Source organism: Labilibaculum sp. K2S, assembly GCF_030372765.1.
Lineage (GTDB): Bacteria > Bacteroidota > Bacteroidia > Bacteroidales > Marinifilaceae > Labilibaculum.
Map to the genome: position 1 here is coordinate 1 of NZ_JAUCMW010000001.1, position 19103 is coordinate 19103.

The 19103-nt window shown below is 35.4% G+C and carries 19 protein-coding genes; 10 read left to right on the forward strand and 9 right to left on the reverse strand.

Features of this window, described 5'->3' with window-relative positions:
• Nucleotides 1-664 precede the first annotated feature (664 nt).
• Complete coding sequence (locus QUH73_RS00005) at nucleotides 665-1366, forward strand: DNA-binding domain-containing protein (protein WP_289528383.1); 702 nt, start codon at nucleotides 665-667, stop codon at nucleotides 1364-1366.
• Nucleotides 1367-1673: 307 nt separating this feature from the next.
• Here QUH73_RS00005 and mscL read toward each other — a convergent pair whose 3' ends face one another.
• Both mscL and QUH73_RS00015 read right to left on the reverse strand, forming a co-directional pair.
• Entirely contained in the window at nucleotides 1674-2102 is a 429-nt protein-coding gene (gene mscL, locus QUH73_RS00010; RefSeq protein WP_336622384.1) for a large-conductance mechanosensitive channel protein MscL, read from the reverse strand.
• A gap of 290 nt (nucleotides 2103-2392) precedes the next feature.
• Nucleotides 2393-3658 (reverse strand): metallophosphoesterase, encoded by a 1266-nt coding sequence (locus QUH73_RS00015; RefSeq protein ID WP_289528384.1) that lies wholly within the window; start codon nucleotides 3656-3658, stop codon nucleotides 2393-2395.
• 189 nt (nucleotides 3659-3847) lie between these two features.
• Here QUH73_RS00015 and QUH73_RS00020 point away from each other — a divergent pair, with 189 nt between their 5' ends.
• Both QUH73_RS00020 and QUH73_RS00025 read left to right on the forward strand, forming a co-directional pair.
• A complete protein-coding gene (locus QUH73_RS00020) occupies nucleotides 3848-4420 on the forward strand; it encodes a nitroreductase family protein (protein WP_289528385.1) in 573 nt (190 codons plus the stop codon).
• A 225-nt stretch (nucleotides 4421-4645) separates the two neighbouring features.
• A complete protein-coding gene (locus tag QUH73_RS00025; RefSeq protein ID WP_289528386.1) occupies nucleotides 4646-5593 on the forward strand; it encodes an NAD(P)-dependent alcohol dehydrogenase in 948 nt (315 codons plus the stop codon).
• Nucleotides 5594-5676: 83 nt separating this feature from the next.
• Here QUH73_RS00025 and QUH73_RS00030 read toward each other — a convergent pair whose 3' ends face one another.
• A complete protein-coding gene (locus QUH73_RS00030) occupies nucleotides 5677-6276 on the reverse strand; it encodes a thioredoxin family protein (protein WP_289528388.1) in 600 nt (199 codons plus the stop codon).
• Nucleotides 6277-6287: 11 nt separating this feature from the next.
• A complete protein-coding gene (locus QUH73_RS00035) occupies nucleotides 6288-6782 on the reverse strand; it encodes a TlpA disulfide reductase family protein (RefSeq protein ID WP_289528389.1) in 495 nt (164 codons plus the stop codon).
• Nucleotides 6783-7372: 590 nt separating this feature from the next.
• Here QUH73_RS00035 and QUH73_RS00040 point away from each other — a divergent pair.
• The gene (locus QUH73_RS00040; RefSeq protein WP_289528390.1) at nucleotides 7373-8212 is read left to right on the forward strand and encodes a prephenate dehydratase; all 840 of its coding nucleotides are present in this window, start codon (nucleotides 7373-7375) and stop codon (nucleotides 8210-8212) included.
• Here QUH73_RS00040 and QUH73_RS00045 read toward each other — a convergent pair.
• Both QUH73_RS00045 and QUH73_RS00050 read right to left on the reverse strand, forming a co-directional pair.
• A complete protein-coding gene (locus QUH73_RS00045) occupies nucleotides 8209-8478 on the reverse strand; it encodes a 4a-hydroxytetrahydrobiopterin dehydratase (protein ID WP_289528391.1) in 270 nt (89 codons plus the stop codon). The two genes, QUH73_RS00040 and QUH73_RS00045, sit on opposite strands and share 4 nt — an antisense overlap.
• Nucleotides 8479-8600: 122 nt before the next feature.
• Nucleotides 8601-9566 carry a hypothetical protein gene (locus QUH73_RS00050; protein WP_289528392.1) on the reverse strand — a complete coding sequence of 322 codons (966 nt, stop codon included), beginning with the start codon at nucleotides 9564-9566 and terminating at the stop codon, nucleotides 8601-8603.
• A 484-nt stretch (nucleotides 9567-10050) separates the two neighbouring features.
• Between QUH73_RS00050 and QUH73_RS00055 the strand changes: the two genes are divergently transcribed.
• Nucleotides 10051-12069, forward strand: a complete 2019-nt coding sequence (locus QUH73_RS00055; protein WP_289528393.1) for a monovalent cation:proton antiporter family protein — start codon at nucleotides 10051-10053, stop codon at nucleotides 12067-12069.
• Here the strand turns inward: QUH73_RS00055 and QUH73_RS00060 are convergent.
• The gene (locus QUH73_RS00060; RefSeq protein WP_289528394.1) at nucleotides 12058-12636 is read right to left on the reverse strand and encodes a tetratricopeptide repeat protein; all 579 of its coding nucleotides are present in this window, start codon (nucleotides 12634-12636) and stop codon (nucleotides 12058-12060) included. The genes QUH73_RS00055 and QUH73_RS00060 overlap by 12 nt on opposite strands.
• A gap of 117 nt (nucleotides 12637-12753) precedes the next feature.
• Nucleotides 12754-13110, reverse strand: a complete 357-nt coding sequence (locus tag QUH73_RS00065; RefSeq protein ID WP_289528395.1) for a hypothetical protein — start codon at nucleotides 13108-13110, stop codon at nucleotides 12754-12756.
• A 332-nt stretch (nucleotides 13111-13442) separates the two neighbouring features.
• Between QUH73_RS00065 and QUH73_RS00070 the strand changes: the two genes are divergently transcribed.
• The 4 genes from QUH73_RS00070 to QUH73_RS00085 all read left to right on the forward strand — a co-directional run bounded on the left by QUH73_RS00070 (nucleotide 13443) and on the right by QUH73_RS00085 (nucleotide 17255).
• The gene (locus QUH73_RS00070; protein WP_289528396.1) at nucleotides 13443-14702 is read left to right on the forward strand and encodes a sensor histidine kinase; all 1260 of its coding nucleotides are present in this window, start codon (nucleotides 13443-13445) and stop codon (nucleotides 14700-14702) included.
• Between the two features lie 9 nt (nucleotides 14703-14711).
• On the forward strand, nucleotides 14712-15404 hold the full coding sequence (locus tag QUH73_RS00075) for a response regulator transcription factor (protein ID WP_289528397.1): 693 nt from the start codon (nucleotides 14712-14714) through the stop codon (nucleotides 15402-15404).
• A gap of 72 nt (nucleotides 15405-15476) precedes the next feature.
• Complete coding sequence (locus QUH73_RS00080; protein ID WP_289528398.1) at nucleotides 15477-16142, forward strand: YggS family pyridoxal phosphate-dependent enzyme; 666 nt, start codon at nucleotides 15477-15479, stop codon at nucleotides 16140-16142.
• Nucleotides 16143-16250: 108 nt separating this feature from the next.
• Nucleotides 16251-17255, forward strand: coding sequence for a dihydroorotate dehydrogenase-like protein (locus QUH73_RS00085; RefSeq protein WP_289528399.1), 1005 nt, complete (start codon nucleotides 16251-16253; stop codon nucleotides 17253-17255).
• A 37-nt stretch (nucleotides 17256-17292) separates the two neighbouring features.
• Here the strand turns inward: QUH73_RS00085 and QUH73_RS00090 are convergent, their stop codons facing one another.
• A complete protein-coding gene (locus QUH73_RS00090) occupies nucleotides 17293-17814 on the reverse strand; it encodes a hypothetical protein (RefSeq protein ID WP_289528400.1) in 522 nt (173 codons plus the stop codon).
• Between the two features lie 405 nt (nucleotides 17815-18219).
• Here QUH73_RS00090 and QUH73_RS00095 point away from each other — a divergent pair, with 405 nt between their 5' ends.
• Nucleotides 18220-19101 (forward strand): hypothetical protein, encoded by an 882-nt coding sequence (locus QUH73_RS00095; RefSeq protein ID WP_289528401.1) that lies wholly within the window; start codon nucleotides 18220-18222, stop codon nucleotides 19099-19101.
• Nucleotides 19102-19103 lie beyond the last annotated feature (2 nt).

A 19103-nucleotide genomic window follows, 5' to 3' on the forward strand; every position in this document is an offset into this window, starting at 1 on the left:
TGAAAAGTGTATTTACCGACCCATATCGGGCAGTAATGTACACATATTATGATGAATCACTAAATATGTCATCAATTGGGTTCTTTATTTGACTAATATTTTGAGTCGAATAATGAGAGTAAATCCCATTTGTTTTTTATAGTTGCCCTCTAAAAGTAAGCATAAAATAAAAACAGAAAAGTAGGGTTGCTTATTCATTATCAATATAAATAAGTTGGTGAGATTTTCCAGGCGGGTATGTGAGCTTTGAATGGTTTTAGTGTGTGTATTGGCAAAAACATTCTTGTTGCCGGTTTTAATCTGTTTGTCAGGAATAAATGCAGGTTTGCATGCTGTGTGGTTGTTGTGTTGTATTTATAGAATCTGATAAATTTAACATTTTTTACATTTAATCTTAAAGCCCAGTAAATAAGAAGAGTGCCTTAAGTAGATGTGTGGTTGTTAGCATAAAAATGGGTCTGCTTTACCAATTATGGTTTTGATATGTGGGGATAATTAAATAATTTCAGTCTGTTTTTGTTACGTGGGGAGGGGGTTTGGCAACAAATAGCCGCCTTTTAACAATGCAAAAAAACAGGCAACCCCTTGGCCGAGCATCTTCAACTTTCGCCGGTAGGAAATGCAGCCAACGGGCCCTGTCCCTTTTATATAATTTTTTAAAATTATGGTACTAAGGTATGGATTAATTCCTAATCATCTAACCGATGATCCAGATGATTACATGGGCATGGTAACCGATAACGAAACGGTTACTACCGAACAAATAGTAGAACAGATGATTGGCAAAGGCTCTACCGTAACCAAGGCCGAAGCCTTATCGGTAATCGAAGAATTTAGTTATGCTGTGGTGCAGGCCGTGGCAAGTGGTAACAATGTAAACACCGAGTTGTTTAAGGTATACCCAAGCATATCGGGAGTATTTGCTAACGAGAGCGATGGTTTCGACAAAAAGCGTCACGCCATTCGTTTAAACCTGAATGCAGGTCCGCGTTTGACCGATGCAGTTGGCAATATCGAATTGCGTAAGGTGGAAATTTCTCACGCACAACCAGTGATTCAGCAGTTCGCCGATTTAAAAACCAAAGCCGTGAACGAGACCTTTAGTCCGGGCCAGATTGCTTCCCTAAAAGGATCATTTTTAAAGTTCGACGAGGAAGATGCCAATCAGGGAATCTTTTTTATCGCCGCTGAGGGTACAGTAACTAAAGTAGGTAATGTGGTGAAAAACAAACCCTCTGAATTGTTGTTTTTTGTGCCTGAAACCCTGAAAACAGGTAGTTTTCAGGTAGAGGTGAGAGCAGCACAAAAGAATAGTAAAAATATTAAAACAGGACGCTTGCTAGTCGATCTGGTACCTGTTAGCTAATTGTTTTATTGATTGTAATGAAAGCCAATTCTTACCGGATTGGCTTTTATTTTGCCTGGATATTCGCACCTACTACTTTGTTCCTGGAATAATACCGATTATCATTTTCAAATTTAAATGGTGTACGACTAGTAGTAGTCCGACACCCGGACTAGTAGTAGTCCGATACCCAGACTAGTAGTAGTCCGATACCCGGACTAGTAGTAGTCCGATACCTGGACTAGCAGTAGTCCGATAATAGAACAGGCAAGTCGAAAAACAGGGCACAAAAAAAGGACTCTTTCGAGTCCTTTCTGTTTTGGTTCAGTTATTTATTTTTTAGCAGATCGCGTATTTCTGTTAACAGTACTTCCTCTTTGCTTGGAGCGGCTGGTGCCGCAGGTGCTTCTTCTGCTTTCTTTTCCATTTTCTCTTTCATTTTATTGAATGATTTTACAAGCATAAAAATAGCGAAGGCAACAATCAGGAAGGTAATAATTGCATTAATAAACAAACCATAAGCAATTGCTACCTCGCCAACAGTATCGCCGGCACCGGGTGCCGATTCCAGAACAGCCGACTGCAGAATTATTTTCAGATCAGAGAAATCAACTCCGCCTAATACAATTCCTACCGGAGGCATAATAATATCATTTACCAATGATTTTACAATGGCCCCAAAGTAAAGAGCCATAATCAGACCGACAGCCATTTCAAGTACATTTCCTTTGGCTATAAATTTCTTGAATTCGTTCATAGAAAAAATGTTTAGTTCGTAGTAAGAAATGAAGGTAGTAATCCGAAAATCTTGACAGTATGTAATAAGGGGTGTTTGGAACGGTCAGTGTATCAAATCACTAAGTCTGTTAAATGTACAAAATAAAAATGTATTGTCATTGGTTTTTTTTGCGCGTTTTGTTCTCCCTTCACCATCAGGAGAAGGGTTGGGGATGAGGTGTAGAATTAAAAAAGGATACGCAAGTGCGTATCCTCATGTATAATTTTAGAATCTGTTTAAATCATAAATTCATTGTAATCAGCATTCCATTAGGTTAGTTCCACCAAAGTAATTTCCGGAGGCATACCAATTCGGCCGGGAAATCCGATGTAACCAAAACCACGGTTTACATAAAGGTATTGATCCCCTTGCTGATACAATCCGCCCCAGCGAGGATATTTGTACTGCACCGGACTCCATTTTATGCCTGCCCGTTCGAGTCCAAACTGCATGCCATGCGTATGACCTGAGAAGGTAAGAGCGATATCGGTATCCAGAACCTGCGCATCCCAATGCGAAGGATCGTGACTCATCAAAATTTTAAAGGGGATATTGGCTGATCCGTTGATTGCTTTTTGTAAATCGCCGTGTTGCGGAAAAGGAGGTTTCCCCCAATTTTCGACACCAACCAGTGCAATTTCTTCCCCATTAACTGATATGGTTTCCGATTCGTTCAGAAGCAGCTTAAAGCCCATATCTTTATGGAAATTCTTAATTGCCTGTAAATTTTCGGCTTTTTCGACAGGAGATTTCCAATACGAATAATCGCCGTAGTCGTGATTTCCCATGATGGAATATTTTCCAATTTTTGCATTCATTTTGGACAATACCGGAGCCCATCCTTCTGTTTCTTCGGCAAAGTTATTTACCAAATCGCCAGTGAATAGAATCAAGTCCGGTTCCTGTTCGTTGATCAGTTCAACTGCCTTGGCAATTTTCTCAAAATTCTTATTGAAACTGCCCAGATGCATGTCTGATATTTGGACAATTTTAATTCCTTTAAATGATTTTGGAAGATGATCGAAACTGATCTTTTCCCGCATCACCCGGTAGTTAAATTTCCCTTTGGTTACACCATATAAAATGGATGCAAACGGGATGGCTGCTAAAATCAACCCCATTTGATATAAAAATTCAGATCTCTCCATTTTTCTCTTCGAATTAAATTGTGGTACACTTTTTTTCTTTCTCTCCCCGAACCAATTAATGATTCCTGCAATCGCCCCTAGTATATCTTTTAATAGAACGAAAAGTATAAATACAAACTTTGGAATGTAGAACAATGAAAAACCAGCTATCAGGTATCCAACATAGACATAGGTTTCAGATCGCTGCACATATTTAATCCCGAACATGAATAAGGCAAAACCAGCAAAAATAAAAACCGAAATGCCCCAAAACAGGATGGTTAATGATTGTTTTGCCAGCGAATATTTTATTCTGGCAATCAGAGGTTTCACACCACGGTAGGTATAAATGTCTACCAACAGCATGAATAGTAACAGAGGAATCAACAAATATACACTTGCTTTCATTCAGTTTTTTATAAGTGGTTCATTGATTATAAATTAGCACCAAAGGTAGACAATAAAATACAAGCAAGTCCTTAATTTTTGTTAAAATATACTTATCTTCAAAGGAGTATAATTTTTTTACCAGTACCTACTTCTGTATCCTCGTTTTACTGATGCTAGGACATTTATTCACTACAAATCTATAGAGAAATGAGTGCGAAAATTCATGAATTGATTGACAAACGATGGAGTCCAAGAGCCTTTTCGGATCAGGAAATTGAAGCTGAAAAAATTGAAAAATTATTCGAGGCTGCATCATTTGCAGCGTCTTGTTTTAATGAACAACCGTGGCGCTTTATTTACGCAACAAAAGATTATCCGGAGCGGTATGATCAACTCTTGTCTTGTTTGGTTGAGTTTAATCAGATGTGGGTGAAAACTGCACCTATGATTATTTTGACACTTGCTTCAACAAAGTTTGCTCAGAATCAAAAAGAAAATCATCATGCACGTCATGATTTGGGTTTGGCCATTGGAAATATGTCTGCTCAAGCAACGGGTATGGGGCTGTATATGCATCAAATGGCTGGTTTTAGCGCTGAAAAGGCTCGTGAAATATTCGAAATTCCTGACGAATTTGATATTGTAACTATGATTGCCGTTGGTTATTTGGGTGATCCAATGCAATTGCCCGAAAATATCAGGGGGTTGGAATCCCATAAAAGAAATCGGAGATCATTGGATAAAGTCCTGTTTGATGGCGATTGGGACGATATGAAATAAAATGTATTTGTAATATAGACTGGGCTTATCCTTACGGGTAAGCCTTTTTCTTTTGAAAATATTGGAAACTTGTTGTAACTTGATTTACGCACAAGGAATTCATTATGAGAGTCTTGAATCGTTAAGCTTTTAGGGTATGAAACGACCATGTAAAAGGTATTGCACACAGGAGAATGGGTGTAATTTGGGAGTTCCATGTGACATCTTTAAACAAATTTTAGACACATGAAAGCGGTAGTAATGAAAAAATACGGGACGCCTGATGTTTTGGAGATCGCCAATCTTTCTCGTCCGCAGATAAATAACACACAGGTTTTGGTTGAGGTTTATGCTTCATCAGTAAATCCGGTGGATTGGAAAATCCGCAAAGGCAGCTTAAAACTGTTCATGAGAAAGAAATTACCCTGTATTTTAGGAGGCGATATAGCCGGTCGGGTTGTTGAGATTGGTAAAAATGTTCAGTTCTTTCGGGTTGGCGATGAGGTGTTTGGGAAAATTGACATTGCAAAGAATGGTGCGTATGCTGAATATGTAGCTACCACTGCAAGTCATCTGGCATTAAAACCGCAAAACATGAATTTTGAAGAGGCTGCAACATTGCCTTTGGCAGGATTAACAGCTCTGCAGGCACTTCGGGATATGGGGGGAATTCGGAAAGGAATGAATGTAATGGTGAATGGTTGCTCGGGAGGTGTTGGGGCTTTTGCGCTTCAAATTGCAAAAGCTTATGGCTGTAAAGTTACAGGAGTTTGCAGCAACAGAAATGTGCAGTTTGCAAAAGATTTAGGTGCTGACCAGGTTGTTGACTATATGGAACAGGATATTGTTTCGCTTCAGGAAGAGTACGACATTTTTTTCGACGTGGTAGGAAATCAGGAATATTCAAAAGTAAAACACATTTTGCAGCGGGGAGGTATTTTTGTGACAACTCTCCCTACTTTCAATATTCTTTTGCTCGGGTCTATTCATAACCTGCTTAGTTCCAAAAAAATGAAGAACATATTTGTACAGGAAAGTAAGAAAGATCTCGAGCTATTAGCTGATTTTGTTGATGCAGGTCTTTTAAAAACTCACATCGATAAATCTTACGATTTAATTGATGTAGCAAAGGCCCACCAGTACAGTGAAACGGGTAGGGTGGTTGGAAAGCTCTCTTTAAAAATTGCCGAATAAACTTGATTCAATTCAACAGATTAGAATTTTAGAAAAGATCCAGGCATCATTTGATGCCTGGATCTTTTTCCTTGATACTTTCTTTATCCTTTGGTTTTAATGCCGCAGCCTATAGCTTTTGTTGAAGTAATTTCCGGTTTTTTATTTTGTAAGAGTGCATCTACTGCATCCTCAACATATCTGCTTGTAACCTGAGATGCGTCTTTGTAATTGTTATCGATCGCACCAATATATTCCACTGTGTATTCTCCGCTCTTATTGCTTAAAATAAAAACGTGAGGAGTTTTGGTTGCGCCAAATCGTTTAAATACTTCCTGCGTTTCATCCATCAGATAAGGGAATGTAAATCCTTTTTCCTTTGCCCGTACAATCATATTGTCGAAAGAATCGCTTTCGTACAATTCCGGATCATTGGGGTTGATCGCAATTACAGGGAATCCTTTTTCCTTGTATTTTTTGTCAATTTCGATAATCCTGTCTTCGTAGGCTACAGCATACGGACAATGATTACATGTGAAAATTACAATGAATCCTTTGGCATCCTTGTAATCTGCGAGCGAAATCTGTTTTCCATCAACATTTTTCAGTTTAAAATCTTTCGCTTCGTCACCTATCTGGTAGCCTTGAGCCTGTATTCCCATCGCGGCCAGTATAAACAGACCCAAAATCAGTATTTTCTTCATAATTATAAATTTTAATTCGCTTGATTATTTAATTTATCAATTGACCTCACCAATTCGTCGTATGAAATTTGGCGGGTGAAAACTATTCTTTCATCTTTTTTATAGATAAGGGTTGCAGGAAGAGCACCATCCCAATCTTTAGCCACTTTTCCAATCCAGTTGTCAGCATCCGGATCGTCAAGCAAAACAACTTCCGCATTTATATTTTTCTTCTTTAAAAAGCCGGCTAAGCGATCTTCTGTATTTTTTCCAAAATCGAGACTAACCAGTATTACTTTTACCTTTTTATCTGTATAATCTTTACGGATATCTTCAAATTCAGGAAGTTCTTCAACACATGGTTTGCACCACATCGCCCAAAAGTTAATCACGTAAGTGGTATCATTCTGATAATGGAGAATAGGTTCCAACTCATTAAAATTGTGGGATTTAATTTCCTGAGCGCGGACTGATTTTATTGAAACAATAAGCGAAGCAAGTAGTAATAATTGGTATCTAAATTTCATTTTCTATATATAAAGACATTGAAGTATTAAATATACTATTATTGATTGAGAAAGAACAGATTTGCTTGTTATTGATCTGTTAAAATTTACGATTGAAAGTGGATAGTGCGGGTGTTGAAAAGAATAATTTAGTTGCTATATGGTAAAATTGAGAACTTTGTGCATGAGAATGATAATTGTCAGGTTGTATGAAATATTTTTTTACCTTTGAAAAGAATTAGTACAGAAAGTATGAATAATAATATGCATATCGGGCGATTTTTCTTTTTTAGCAGCTGTTGTTAGAAGAGGATTCACGTACTATTTAATTGATGATGAGCCTCTGTAAGGGCTCTTTTTTTTTGACTATATGAAACGTCCATGTATAAAGCTTTCTATACACAGGGAAATGATTATATGGGAAGTTCCATCTGACAAAAACTTAAAATTATAAACAGATGAAAACAGTATTTTTTAAGATTTGGTTTTTTCTTTTTTTCTTTTTTAACGGAGAGAGGAACAGGATTCTAATGAAATAAAATGTAATATTATTCATAAAGAGTCCTGATTATTTGGGACTCTTTTTTGTGATGTAAAATCTAACTATAACCATGGAGAAAAGAAAAATTGTAATTCAAGGAGTTGAAGGGTGTTTTCACCATTTGGCTGCTAATGCTTATTACGGAGAAGATGTTGAAATTATTCCTGCCGGTAATTTCGCCACACTTGTTGAATTAATTCAAGACGAATCAGTATGCGATGGAGGAATTATGGCGATTGAAAATTCGATTGCCGGAAGTATTCTTCAAAATTACGGGCTCCTTCAGGATTCCGGTCTTGTAATTGAAGGGGAGATATTTCTGAGAATTAAGCAAAATTTAATGGCTTTGCCCGGGCAGAAAATTGAAGATTTAAGAGAAGTTCATTCCCATCCAATGGCAATTCATCAGTGTCGTGCTTTCTTTCACGATTATCCAAATATTAAATTGGTGGAAATGGAGGATACGGCCTTAAGTGCGAAGAATGTTAGAGACAATCAATTGATGGGTGTAGGAGCTATTGCCGGTGATTATCCGGCAGAATTGTATGGTTTGGAAATTATAGCTGAGGAAATTGAAAGCATAAAAGACAATCAAACCCGGTTTTTTATTTTAAAGAGACAGAAAGATGTTGTTCCAAACGGAGGGTATAATAAAGCATCCTTATACTTTAGCACCAGTCATAAACCGGGGAGCTTGTCTTATATTCTGGATTGTTTTGCCAAGGAGAACATTAATCTCTCAAAAATTCAATCTCTGCCAATTCCAGGTATCAACTGGCAATATTTTTTTCATGTCGATTTGGAATTTCAGGGCCCCCGGCAGTTTAGGGATGCGTTGGATAAAATATCAGCTTATACAAAAGGAATGCAAGTATTGGGGACTTACAACAAAGGTCTTGTGATCACCTAAAAGACTTTCATCGAATCAAAAACTTTGTCGATACTATTGGCAAGAAGAATGTCTTTTTTTGTGATTTTACCCTTAGAGTGGGTGGTTAAAATTAGGCGTACATTTTTATAATTGTACAGTTTAATATCTGGATGGTGATCCAAATTTTCTGCTTCTGAAGCTACTAAATTTATAAAGTTGATAGCTTCGATAAAATTTGGGAGAACATAGTTTTTTACCAATTTACTGTCTATTTCGCTCCAACCTTGATCCAATAATATATCCATGATATTTTCATTTAGTATTTAAAGATACGGAAAGTACAAACCAAAGTAAATAGAAAAAACCGGGCAGCTTAATTAAGTTGTCCGGTATCTGATTTCTTAATTGAAAGCTTGATAAAGTATTTTTATAATGCAAGCTCACGATCCAGTTCTTCGCCCATTATCTGGGCGCCGTTGTAAAGCACAGATCTTTCCTCTGCCTCCATATAAATATCGAATGGTAAGGAAATTTCATAGGCCGATTGAACCATCACTGCGATATCATCTTTGGCACCTAAGTGTGTTCTCCAGTTAGTTTCCGTTTCGTCAAGAAGGTATGCATAAACGGGCCCGGAAAAATAAGCGAAGCAGTTTACAAAAGATGGAGATTCCCACATTGTATGCAGCTTATTTTGCAAATAGGTTTTCAAATCTTTATCGTTTCTGCATAATTTTTGAGCTGTATATTCGGCCATGCCTTCATGAATCTCAAATCGATTTTCACAGCCGTCACATTTGCCATACAATGCTCTGCGGTATTGTCGAAAACAGAGAGCATCAGTAATCGCTTGTTTTTTATTTTCTCCTTGGCTTTGCAATGCTAACTCAAGAGCTTTCCACTCCAGTTTCAACCAAAAACGAGCTTCCATTTCGTCCATATGGTTGTTGTTATAGGGTTCGGGTTTCAAATCCATTTCAGGTTGCACACAATGAAAAGCTTCATGAAGAATAATACATTGTCTTTCAACTTTATCTTCGGGCAATGGAAGGGGGATGATGGCCCAAATTTTATTGCCAATTTTAGCGGGTCCTTTTATCACATCAACAAAATTTGGGAGAATACCGGTGTAAATTTCATTATAGGAGGTTAAGCCTAACTTTTTACTATTGTTATTTGAGTAGATTCTTCCATTTTCTTTATCGACCAAAAGAATTGGAACATCGAGAGTTCTTCCCCAAAGCATGCCATTGTCTTCAGAGCACAATGTTTTGGTTTCCTTTAGAATAGCCTCAATTTCTTTAAGTTCATATGATTCTGCCATACTCAATGAACAGGACATTAGTTCTATGCCTAAAAAAAGGAAAATCCATATATAACTATATTTTTTCATCTGAGTTGGTTAATTCGTTAATTGTCTGATTATTAATAGAATTATGATCCGTATTGAATCATAGTGGTTTCACACTCTTCATATATCAGTATTTGTGCCATTAACTCTAATTGTTTGTATGTCAGTATGTGAAGTGTTTCTGAGCTATTTTTATATAGTCTTAATCGTGTTGGGTATCGTACAGTCGCTGTTCGGATATGAACAATTTAAATGTTGGTGAACTAGAATCAGAATAGTAAACCTGTTTTTAGTATCAATCAGCATTATTTGAATGATCTGGCATTCTAATTTTTCTCCAAATAAATGGCTAATCAACTTACTCCATTGCTTTGATTGATATAATTCTGTATCTTAAAAAAGGAAACTTGTGAAAATTTTCAGTGTTCTAATTGGAAATGGATTTCAGTCTAAGTTTAGTAATTAAAATGCTAAGCGGAAGTGCAATAGATAAATGAAAGTATCTCTTTAACCTTAATCTAATTGAATGAATAATTACCTTGAAATAATTGTATTTATTGCGGGATTCCTGATCGTTGCAACAGCGGCTAATCGGATTTCAAAATATTTTCCAAAAGTAAAATTGCCGGTAATAACCGGTCTTTTATTTATCGGTATTATTTCCGGGCCTTTTGTATTAAATCTAATTCCTAAGCCAGCTATATCTAAGCTGTATTTCATTAATGAAATTTCTCTTTCTTTTATCGCTTTTGTAGCTGGGGCTGAGCTTTACGTAAAGGAGTTGAAGGGAAGAATGAAAAGTATTAAATGGATGACTTTTGGGCAATTGTTTTTCACCTTCGTATTGAGTGGTATTGCTGTTATGCTTTTGTCTGATCACATTCCTTTTTTAAAGGATGCAGGTTTTAATATGAAATTGGCAATCGTGATGCTTATAGGAGTTATTTTTGTTGCAAGATCACCTGTTTCTGCAATTGCAGTAATAAACGAAATGAGAGCCAAGGGACCATTTACACAAACGGCTATTGGTGTAACGGTAGTAAAAGATGTTTTGGTAATCATTTTATTTACCATTTGTTTCGCCGTAGCAGATGCTTTAATCTCAGATATTCCTTTTGATATTTGGTTGTTGATTATATTGATAGGAGAGTTATGCCTTTCCCTTTTACTGGGTTTTTTGCTTGGCACGCTTATGAATCTTGTTCTTGAGTTAAGATTAGTTACATGGATGAAGTCTTTTTTACTTCTGCTGTTTGGTTATAGTATCTATTTGTTAGCACATTTTGTGCATAAAAACAGTCAGATTTATTTTGGGTTCGATTTGTATATTGAGCCACTATTGGTATGTATCATTGGAAGTTTTGTTGTTGTCAATTTTGGTAAGTTTCGCAGAGAATTTGTAAAGATAATTCAGATGATCGTTCCTTTTGTTTATGTAGTTTTCTTTACACTTACAGGAGCTTCTATTTCAATAGATATTTTAAAAGATACATGGGCAATTGCTCTTTTATTTTTTACGATTCGTTTAATAAGCATGGCTGTTGGTGCTTTTATTGGAGGCTCATTGGGCGGGGATCCGATGCGTTTTAATCGTATTTCCTGGATGCCATATGTTACTCAGGCTGGTGTTGCTATCGGATTGGTTGAAGTTGTTTCAGTTAAATATCCCGAATGGGGATCGGAGTTTTCTACGATCTTAATTGCAGTAATTGTATTGAATCAAATTTTGGGGCCACCTCTTTTTAAGTGGTCAATATTGTTGGTCGGTGAAAGTCATAAGAAAAGAGAGTTATTGCACGAAAATAAAATTCAGAAAGCTATTATTTTTGGTTTGGAGGGACAATCACTTGCTTTAGCACGTCAACTAATGGAACACGGCTGGGCCGTTAAATTAGTAACCCGTAATGAGGAGAGAGCCAGGTTGGAATACCATGGGGTAGATGTAACTTATGTGAAAGAATTAAGTTTGCCAGAATTAAAAAAGCTCGAAGCCGATAAAGCAGATGCGATAGTACTGTTGAATCAGGATGAGGATAATCTTAAGTTTTGCGAATTAGCCTACGAGCATTTTGGTACCCGGGATATTGTTGTTCGGGTAAATGAGAGGAGTTATGTAAGTAAATTCCACGAGTTGGGAGCTCTGATTGTTGAACCTTCTACAGTGATGGTAAGCTTAATGGATCACCTGGTGCGATCACCAATTGCCACCTCATTGTTGCTTGGTATGGAGAAAGATCAGGATACTGTGGACATTGAAATGCAAAATAAAGAATTGCATGGCATCACTTTAAGGGATTTACAAATTCCTACCGATGTTATTATTTTGGCCACCAAACGTAATAACAATACCTTAATTTCAACTGGATACACACGACTTCGGTTGGGTGATGTGTTAACTGTTGTTGGTTCTGTGGAAAGTCTGGAAAAGGTTCGTTTAAAAATGGAAGATACAGACCTGCCTGGTTATAATAAATCTCGTTTTATGGGAAAATCAATTTCATTCAAAAGAAAGTCAATCAAGACAGATCTGGATTTACCAGGTTAAAAATACGGTAGTCCAGAATGCTAAAGGAACGACTGTATTCCAGATCACTTCTTCCCGATGGCGGGCCCGGTAAATTCGTTCATTTTCAACTTGAAATCGCATTGATTGCAACATCGCATCATAATTTTGTTGTGCTGTTATTTCCCGTTCCTTTTGAATGTTGTCAAGATAAATAATTGCCTCCCGGCTTTTATTTGGATTGCTGTTTAAAACTTCAATTAAATCAGATTCTGATTCGTTCAAACGATTTAAGTGGTAAAGTGCCATGCCTCTTTGCAGTCGTACTTCTGACAGATAAGGTTTTTTACTCAGCACATGGTCAAAATCAAGAATTGCTTCGTCGTATTTTTTTAATTGCATTTTTGCGTATCCTCGATCTTGAAAAATGGTGGAATAGTAAGGCATAATAGTAATGGCAGTGTCTAAGTAATGGATGGCTTTTTCATATTCCCCCTGCAATATCAGAGTTCTTCCATTATCATGATATTCCATGTATCTTTCTACATTTTGGGAAAATACTCCGGAAAAACCGAAAACACCAATAAATAAAAATAACAGATTTTTCATCGTAAAACAGTTTATATTTTATTGAATTAATTTTATGAACAGGAACATAAACTGTACCAAACTGCATAAAAAAACCCTTCAATTATATCGAAGGGTCTACAGATATCGAAGATATCCTTATGATTTTTTACAACATTCTTTTTTGCAGTCTTTAGGACATTTAGTTTCTGCCTTAGCTTCTTTAGTACAACAAGCTTTTTTACAGTCTTTTTCACATTTTTCTGCTTTAGCTTCCTTTGTGCATTTTTTTGCCTTATCACATTTTTCAGCTTTAGCGTCTTTGGTACAGCAGGCTTTTGTACAGTCTTTTTCACATTTTTTCTTTTCAACTTTTTTCTTCTCCTGATCCTGTTTTTGATCTTGATTCTGAGACAAAGAAATTTCATTATCAAAGATTGAAATTACTGGTTGAGCAGCAAAACTTACTACATTTATTGCAAATACAAATAGGAGTCCAAATAATAACTTTTTCATGTTTTTTAATTTAAATGTTAATTAATCCGTTTTAGTCTAATTTTTAATTGGATATTACAAGAACGTAAAAGATCTTTTTATCTCTTGTTAATGAATTGTTAAAGCATCAAAAACTCTTAAAATTTAAGCTAATTTTGGATTGTGAAAAGATCATAAAATATAAGAAGCTATTTAAATTTATTCTTAGAAATTTCTACCAAATAAAAAGACTTGGAATAAGGCAAATTTGATACGGATAGTGGTTCTGTTTAAAGATAATTTAACGCAAATATGAGGTTTTGGGCCTGTGAAAAGGCTAAAGGATGTTAAGGGAGTATTAGTCTATGGGTTTGTTGTTTAAAAATATAATTCGAAAATTTAAGATTTATAGAATCCAGATATTTATTGTTATATCAATAATTGTTCTGCTACTTCTTCTTTTAATTCAAATTCGATGGATAAGTAGAGCCAGAAGCTTAAATGAAGAACAATTCAATCATCGGGTTGGTTTGGCCTTGCATGAGTCTGTCAATGAGTTTACAAAAGATCAGGAAAGTTGTGAGAAAATGCGCGAATGCATGTCTAAATCGAAATACAATGCTTCGGATAGTGAACTTTTGAAGATGGAGGTGAGTCGCCTGGATTCAATTATTCATCAGCAATTTAAAAATTATCAGATTCAATCGCCGTATACCATTGAAGTATTAAGTACTGCTGATGAACAACCTAAAAGCAAATGTTTCTACTACAGTTTGCGGAAAGCATTAAGTCACGATAAGGCAATATTAAATGTCTATTTCCAAAAAAGAGAGCAAAATTTAATGGATAGTATGGGAAGTATGTTTATTTGCTCATTAATTCTCATTTTAATTCTTTGTACATTCTTCGGGATAACCGTTTTTTCATTGATCAATGATAAAAAGATTTTGGGTCGAACTACTGATCTGATTAATAATATAGCACACGAGTTTAAGACACCAATGGCAACAATTTCGCTGGCCAGTGGAATGTTAAAACGAAATAAGGTTCATGGCGATCCCAATCAAGTAGTTCATTATTCAAGCATGATCTTTTCGGAGAACAATCGTTTAAAAAGTCAAGTAGAACAGTTGTTGAAACTGGCTTGCATGGAACGGGGAGAATTGCAGTTAAATTCGGATCAAATGAATTTACACTCCTTGTTAAAGGAGTGTTCCGATTGTATTTCTGTTCAACTGGCAGAGCGGGAAGGGAGCATAATATACAAGTTGAATGCTGAAAATGATATGGTTTGCGGCGATAAAGATTTGCTTCAAAATGTATTGTTGAATCTTCTGGATAATGCGGTGAAGTATTCAGAATCTAAACCAGAAATAGAAGTTGAGACTAAAAACATGAATGGACATCTTTATATAGCGGTATCCGATAAGGGAATTGGAATGACTAAAGAGGAACAGAAGCATGTATTTGACAGGTATTACAGAGCTTCAACCGGCGACTTACATGATGTGAAAGGTTTTGGTATTGGTTTGTCCTATTCAAAAATGATCATTGATTCCCATAAAGGCTCAATAAATGTTTTGAGCAAAAGAAACTCTGGTAGTACCTTTACTATTGTTTTGCCATCCATCTAAAATTGTTTTATGACCAATTCTAAAAATATATTGCTAGTTGAGGATGATCCTAATTTGGGTCTTGTTTTAAATGAATTTCTAAAAATGGAGGGCTTTTCGGTAAGTTTAGCCCGAGATGGGGAGAAAGGATTTGAGTCTTTCTCTAATTCTAGGTTTGACCTTTGTTTATTGGATTGCATGATGCCAAAAATGGATGGTTTTACTCTGGGGAAAAAGATTCGTGAAATTAATCAAGAGGTTCCCATTATCTTTTTAACTGCGAAATCGCTAAAGGAAGATAAATTGAAGGGTTTTGATTTGGGTGGAGATGATTATATCACGAAACCCTTTGATGAAGATGAGTTAGTACGGAGAATTAATGCGGTTCTAAAGCGTGTAAATACAGCTCCAGAAATAAAAGAACAAATATTTAATGTGGGGAAATTTGTATACGATCATGCAAATCTTACTTTGACTTTAAAGGGGGAGATTTCCCGTATTACCCAAAAGGAGGGTGATGTTTTGTATCTATTACTGCAAAATAAAAATAACGTGTTGCGAAGAGAAGATATCTTGGTAAACGTTTGGGGCGAAAATGATTATTTTATGGGACGAAGCCTGGATGTTTTTATTACTAAACTAAGGAAGCACTTAAAATTGGATTCTACCATAAAAATTGAAAATGTGCATGGAGTTGGTTTTATTTTATCAGAAAACAATTAAAATTCCAAACAACACATCAAAACCCATAAAAGTTGTAATTTTGAATCAGAAATTTAAAATCTGCAATTTGCTATGAGCATATCCCAAAACATAAATACAATTCTCGAAAAAATTCCTGCTAATGTAAAATTGGTAGCGGTGTCGAAAACGAAACCCCAAGAGGATATAATAGAAGCCTACGAAGGTGGTTACCGGGTTTTTGGTGAAAATAAACCACAGGAATTGGTACAAAAATATAACGAACTTCCTAAGGATATAGAATGGCATTTCATTGGTCATCTTCAGACCAATAAGGTGAAGTATATAGCGCCGTTCATACAGCTTATTCATGCCGTTGACAGCATTAAATTACTGAAAGAAATTAATAAGCAGGCAGAGAAGAACAACAGAGTTATTAAATGCTTATTGCAGTTTCATATTGCTTCGGAGGAAACTAAATTTGGTCTTACTATTGATGAGGCAAAAGAACTGTTTACTTCTGAAGATTTTAAATCATTAAAATCGATTCAAATTGTTGGTGTAATGGGAATGGCTACCTATACGAATAATGAAATTAAGATCAGAAATGAGTTTGGGAATCTTAAATCCATATTTGAAAGTTTAAAATCAGATTTCTTTATAGATAGAGATGAATTTAAAGAAATTTCAATGGGTATGTCGGGTGATTATATGCTGGCAATAAGTGAGGGAAGTACCATGATTCGGGTAGGAAGCACTATATTCGGATCGAGATATTAAATTCTGAGGATTTTAATGATTTAAGTCAGTACTAAGCTTGTAAATTTCTCTTTTGAATTTACTATATTTGTTCGTTACCGATTGAAAAATATTAAAAAATCAAATAACATGATTAATCTTAAAACCACTTATATGGGATTGCAATTAAAGAATCCTTTAATTGTTAGCAGTTCCGGACTTACAAGTTCTGTAAGAAAAATAAAAATTATTGAAGAAAAAGGTGCTGGAGCAGTTGTTTTAAAGTCTTTATTCGAAGAACAAATTCGCAACGAAGCTAAACATTTGCTGGGTAAGGATCCTGCAAATACAAGTTATCCTGAAGCTGAAGATTATATTCAGACTTACATCAAAGGAAATTCTGTTTCAAATTATTTGACTCTTATCAAGGAAGCAAAGAAAGCTGTTTCGATTCCTGTAATTGCAAGTATTAATTGTGTCTCTTCATCGGATTGGACTTCTTTTGCGAAAGAAATTGAAAAAGCCGGAGCAGATGCTATTGAGCTAAATGTGTTTATCGTTCCAAGCGATAGAAACATGAGTTCTGCAGAATACGAAAATTTATATTACAATATATTTAACGCAGTTAAAAAGGAAGTGCATATTCCAATATCAATGAAAATTGGAATTTATTTCACCAATTTATTTTCTGTTGCTAATCGTTTAAATGCCGATGGAGCAGATGCGTTGGTGTTGTTTAATCGTTTTTATGAGCCTGATATTGATATTGAGAAAATGAAAATTACAAGTGCTGAGGTTTTAAGCTCTGCAGGTGATATTCGCAAATCTCTTCGTTGGGTTGGTATGTTGTCTGATAAAATTAAAGGAATTGATATTTCGGCTTCAACAGGGATTCATAATGGCGAGGCTGCAATAAAGCAATTGTTGGCAGGTGCTAAAACAGTACAGATTTGTTCTACTGTATATGAGCATGGTTTCGATCAAATTACCAATATATTGGGAGATTTAACCAATTGGATGACCAAAAAAGGATTTAAAACTGTTGATGAATTTCGTGGCAGTCTTAATTATGGCAGTATTCAAGATCCTGGTTTGTATGAAAGAGCACAGTTTATGAAGTACTTTTCAAATAATGAAAAGGACGTTTTAGTATAAAAGATAAAAGCCGCTTTTAAAGCGGCTTTTTCTTTTTCTATAGTTGATCTATTATATGAATTGCTTCATGAATGATTCCCTTTTTTTCGGGAGATGCTTCTGAAATAGCATCCTTAAGTTTCGCCATCTCCACAGGCTTACATTCTTCTGAGATTTTTTCTGTAAGATTTTCTATTACAGTAAATGCTTCAAAGGAAGTCTCAAAATCCGACACAATTAACAAATCAACAAAAGTTGAGATGTATTTTGAGAAATCAATACTGGTTTCCCAGCAAATTGAAACTAGAATTTTTCGAATTGTCAGATACTTTTCATTAGCGATTGCCTCTATAATAATTTTATCCGAATCCTGATTTTTTAGATCAGCAAGAAAATTATGGATTGATGATTGTATTTCCTTATTGGAATTCGAAATCATCAGATCTAGCAGAGGTGTAATATCTTCTGGTTTTCCTTCTTCACGTAATTGATTGATTGAATCGAGTACCACTTTATTATCCAAAGAGCTAAGTCCTAAGATTATGGAGTTGCGTAAATCCTTTTTGCTAATATTGCTCATTAAATTGTTCATTTATTCGATGCAAAACTAGTAATTTTTATTTGTTTTATCCCCTCACAATATCATCTGTTTACTTATTGAATTTTAATTAATCTAAGTCTGATTTAAGACTAATTGATTGGGACTTAATAATTGAAAGGATAGCTTTGAATTGCACTTTTTTCATAAAAAGTCAAAAATTGCTATTTATATGCTGATTTTATAAGAAGAAATTAAGCAATAATTTTATGTTGAGTGGTAGGAGCTGAGTAGGTTTGTGTGTGGAATATTCATTTTAAAGACAAAATACTCTTTCCCCATTTCATTTTGTATGGTGAAATATTCTTGAAAAATAGATGTTATATTCTTGAAAAATTGTAATTTAAGTTCGTTGAAAGATAGATGTTAATCTTCAGAATGGGTTCGATGAGAAAAATTATTTGGGGTTTTGGAATTATACTACTGTTCAATTCATGTAATTTGTTTTCTTCAAAAAATAAGGAGAAGGTATCTGAGGGGGAAGTGCTGGAGTATCAGTTGATGCAGGAAAATACGGATAAGATGAAGAGAATTTTCTTTGTACTTCCCAGTCCAATTGAAATTTCATTATTAATTAAAAAATCAGGAGTTCATTTTAGGGAAGATTTGCTGAATGATATGGAGAATTTGCCGGGATATTCAACAAGCCCTTCAAGAGCAATAGCACTAGGGGTTTATTGCGCTGATTTAAGCTATGCAAGTTTGAATGAACAATATCAGATCTCAATTGAGTATATGAATGTATCCAGGAGTCTCGCAGAATCATTAGGGATTCTTAGAACAGTTGGACAGGACAAGATTCGTTTGCTGGAAAGTAATGTAACAAATAAGGAGCTGATTGTTGATATTGTATCGGAGATTTATATGGAATCGAATCAGCAATTACGTGAGCAGGACAGGTATTCGCTGGCTGCTTTGATGTTGATCGGAGGATGGGTGGAGTGCATGTATATAGCGACTCAAAGTGTTAATCCAAATGAGAAATCACATGAGAAATCACATGAGGAATCACATGAGGAATTAATCAAACAGATTTTAGATCAAAAATTGTCTCTTGAAAGTATAAAAACGGTATTGCGGGACAATCAGGCTGATCCAATTATTAAACCCATTTATCAGGATGTATTGCAACTTGAAAAATTATTTGAAATGAGTATTAAAGCTTCAGACACGGAAGAGGGGGCTGATTTTATTGATTCTGTTGATGAATTGGTATTTGTACAATTAGTTGCAAAAATAGATGATATGAGGGATTATTTAGTTCATTAGTG

Excerpts from the sequence above, each read along its gene's own strand:
- QUH73_RS00045 (WP_289528391.1), bottom strand. The coding sequence starts at position 8,478 with ATGGATATATTATTGGATCAAGGTTGGAGCGAAATAGACAGTAAATTG.
- QUH73_RS00060 (WP_289528394.1), bottom strand. The coding sequence starts at position 12,636 with ATGAAAAATCTGTTATTTTTATTTATTGGTGTTTTCGGTTTTTCCGGA.
- QUH73_RS00065 (WP_289528395.1), bottom strand. The coding sequence starts at position 13,110 with ATGAAAAAGTTATTATTTGGACTCCTATTTGTATTTGCAATAAATGTA.
- QUH73_RS00035 (WP_289528389.1), bottom strand. The coding sequence starts at position 6,782 with ATGAAATTTAGATACCAATTATTACTACTTGCTTCGCTTATTGTTTCA.
- QUH73_RS00050 (WP_289528392.1), bottom strand. The coding sequence starts at position 9,566 with ATGAAAAAATATAGTTATATATGGATTTTCCTTTTTTTAGGCATAGAA.
- QUH73_RS00015 (WP_289528384.1), bottom strand. The coding sequence starts at position 3,658 with ATGAAAGCAAGTGTATATTTGTTGATTCCTCTGTTACTATTCATGCTG.
- QUH73_RS00020 (WP_289528385.1), top strand. The coding sequence starts at position 3,848 with ATGAGTGCGAAAATTCATGAATTGATTGACAAACGATGGAGTCCAAGA.
- QUH73_RS00040 (WP_289528390.1), top strand. The coding sequence starts at position 7,373 with ATGGAGAAAAGAAAAATTGTAATTCAAGGAGTTGAAGGGTGTTTTCAC.
- QUH73_RS00085 (WP_289528399.1), top strand. The coding sequence starts at position 16,251 with ATGATTAATCTTAAAACCACTTATATGGGATTGCAATTAAAGAATCCT.
- mscL (WP_336622384.1), bottom strand. The coding sequence starts at position 2,102 with ATGAACGAATTCAAGAAATTTATAGCCAAAGGAAATGTACTTGAAATG.
- QUH73_RS00025 (WP_289528386.1), top strand. The coding sequence starts at position 4,646 with ATGAAAGCGGTAGTAATGAAAAAATACGGGACGCCTGATGTTTTGGAG.
- QUH73_RS00075 (WP_289528397.1), top strand. The coding sequence starts at position 14,712 with ATGACCAATTCTAAAAATATATTGCTAGTTGAGGATGATCCTAATTTG.
- QUH73_RS00030 (WP_289528388.1), bottom strand. The coding sequence starts at position 6,276 with ATGAAGAAAATACTGATTTTGGGTCTGTTTATACTGGCCGCGATGGGA.
- QUH73_RS00005 (WP_289528383.1), top strand. The coding sequence starts at position 665 with ATGGTACTAAGGTATGGATTAATTCCTAATCATCTAACCGATGATCCA.
- QUH73_RS00090 (WP_289528400.1), bottom strand. The coding sequence starts at position 17,814 with ATGAGCAATATTAGCAAAAAGGATTTACGCAACTCCATAATCTTAGGA.
- QUH73_RS00055 (WP_289528393.1), top strand. The coding sequence starts at position 10,051 with ATGAATAATTACCTTGAAATAATTGTATTTATTGCGGGATTCCTGATC.
- QUH73_RS00095 (WP_289528401.1), top strand. The coding sequence starts at position 18,220 with ATGAGAAAAATTATTTGGGGTTTTGGAATTATACTACTGTTCAATTCA.
- QUH73_RS00080 (WP_289528398.1), top strand. The coding sequence starts at position 15,477 with ATGAGCATATCCCAAAACATAAATACAATTCTCGAAAAAATTCCTGCT.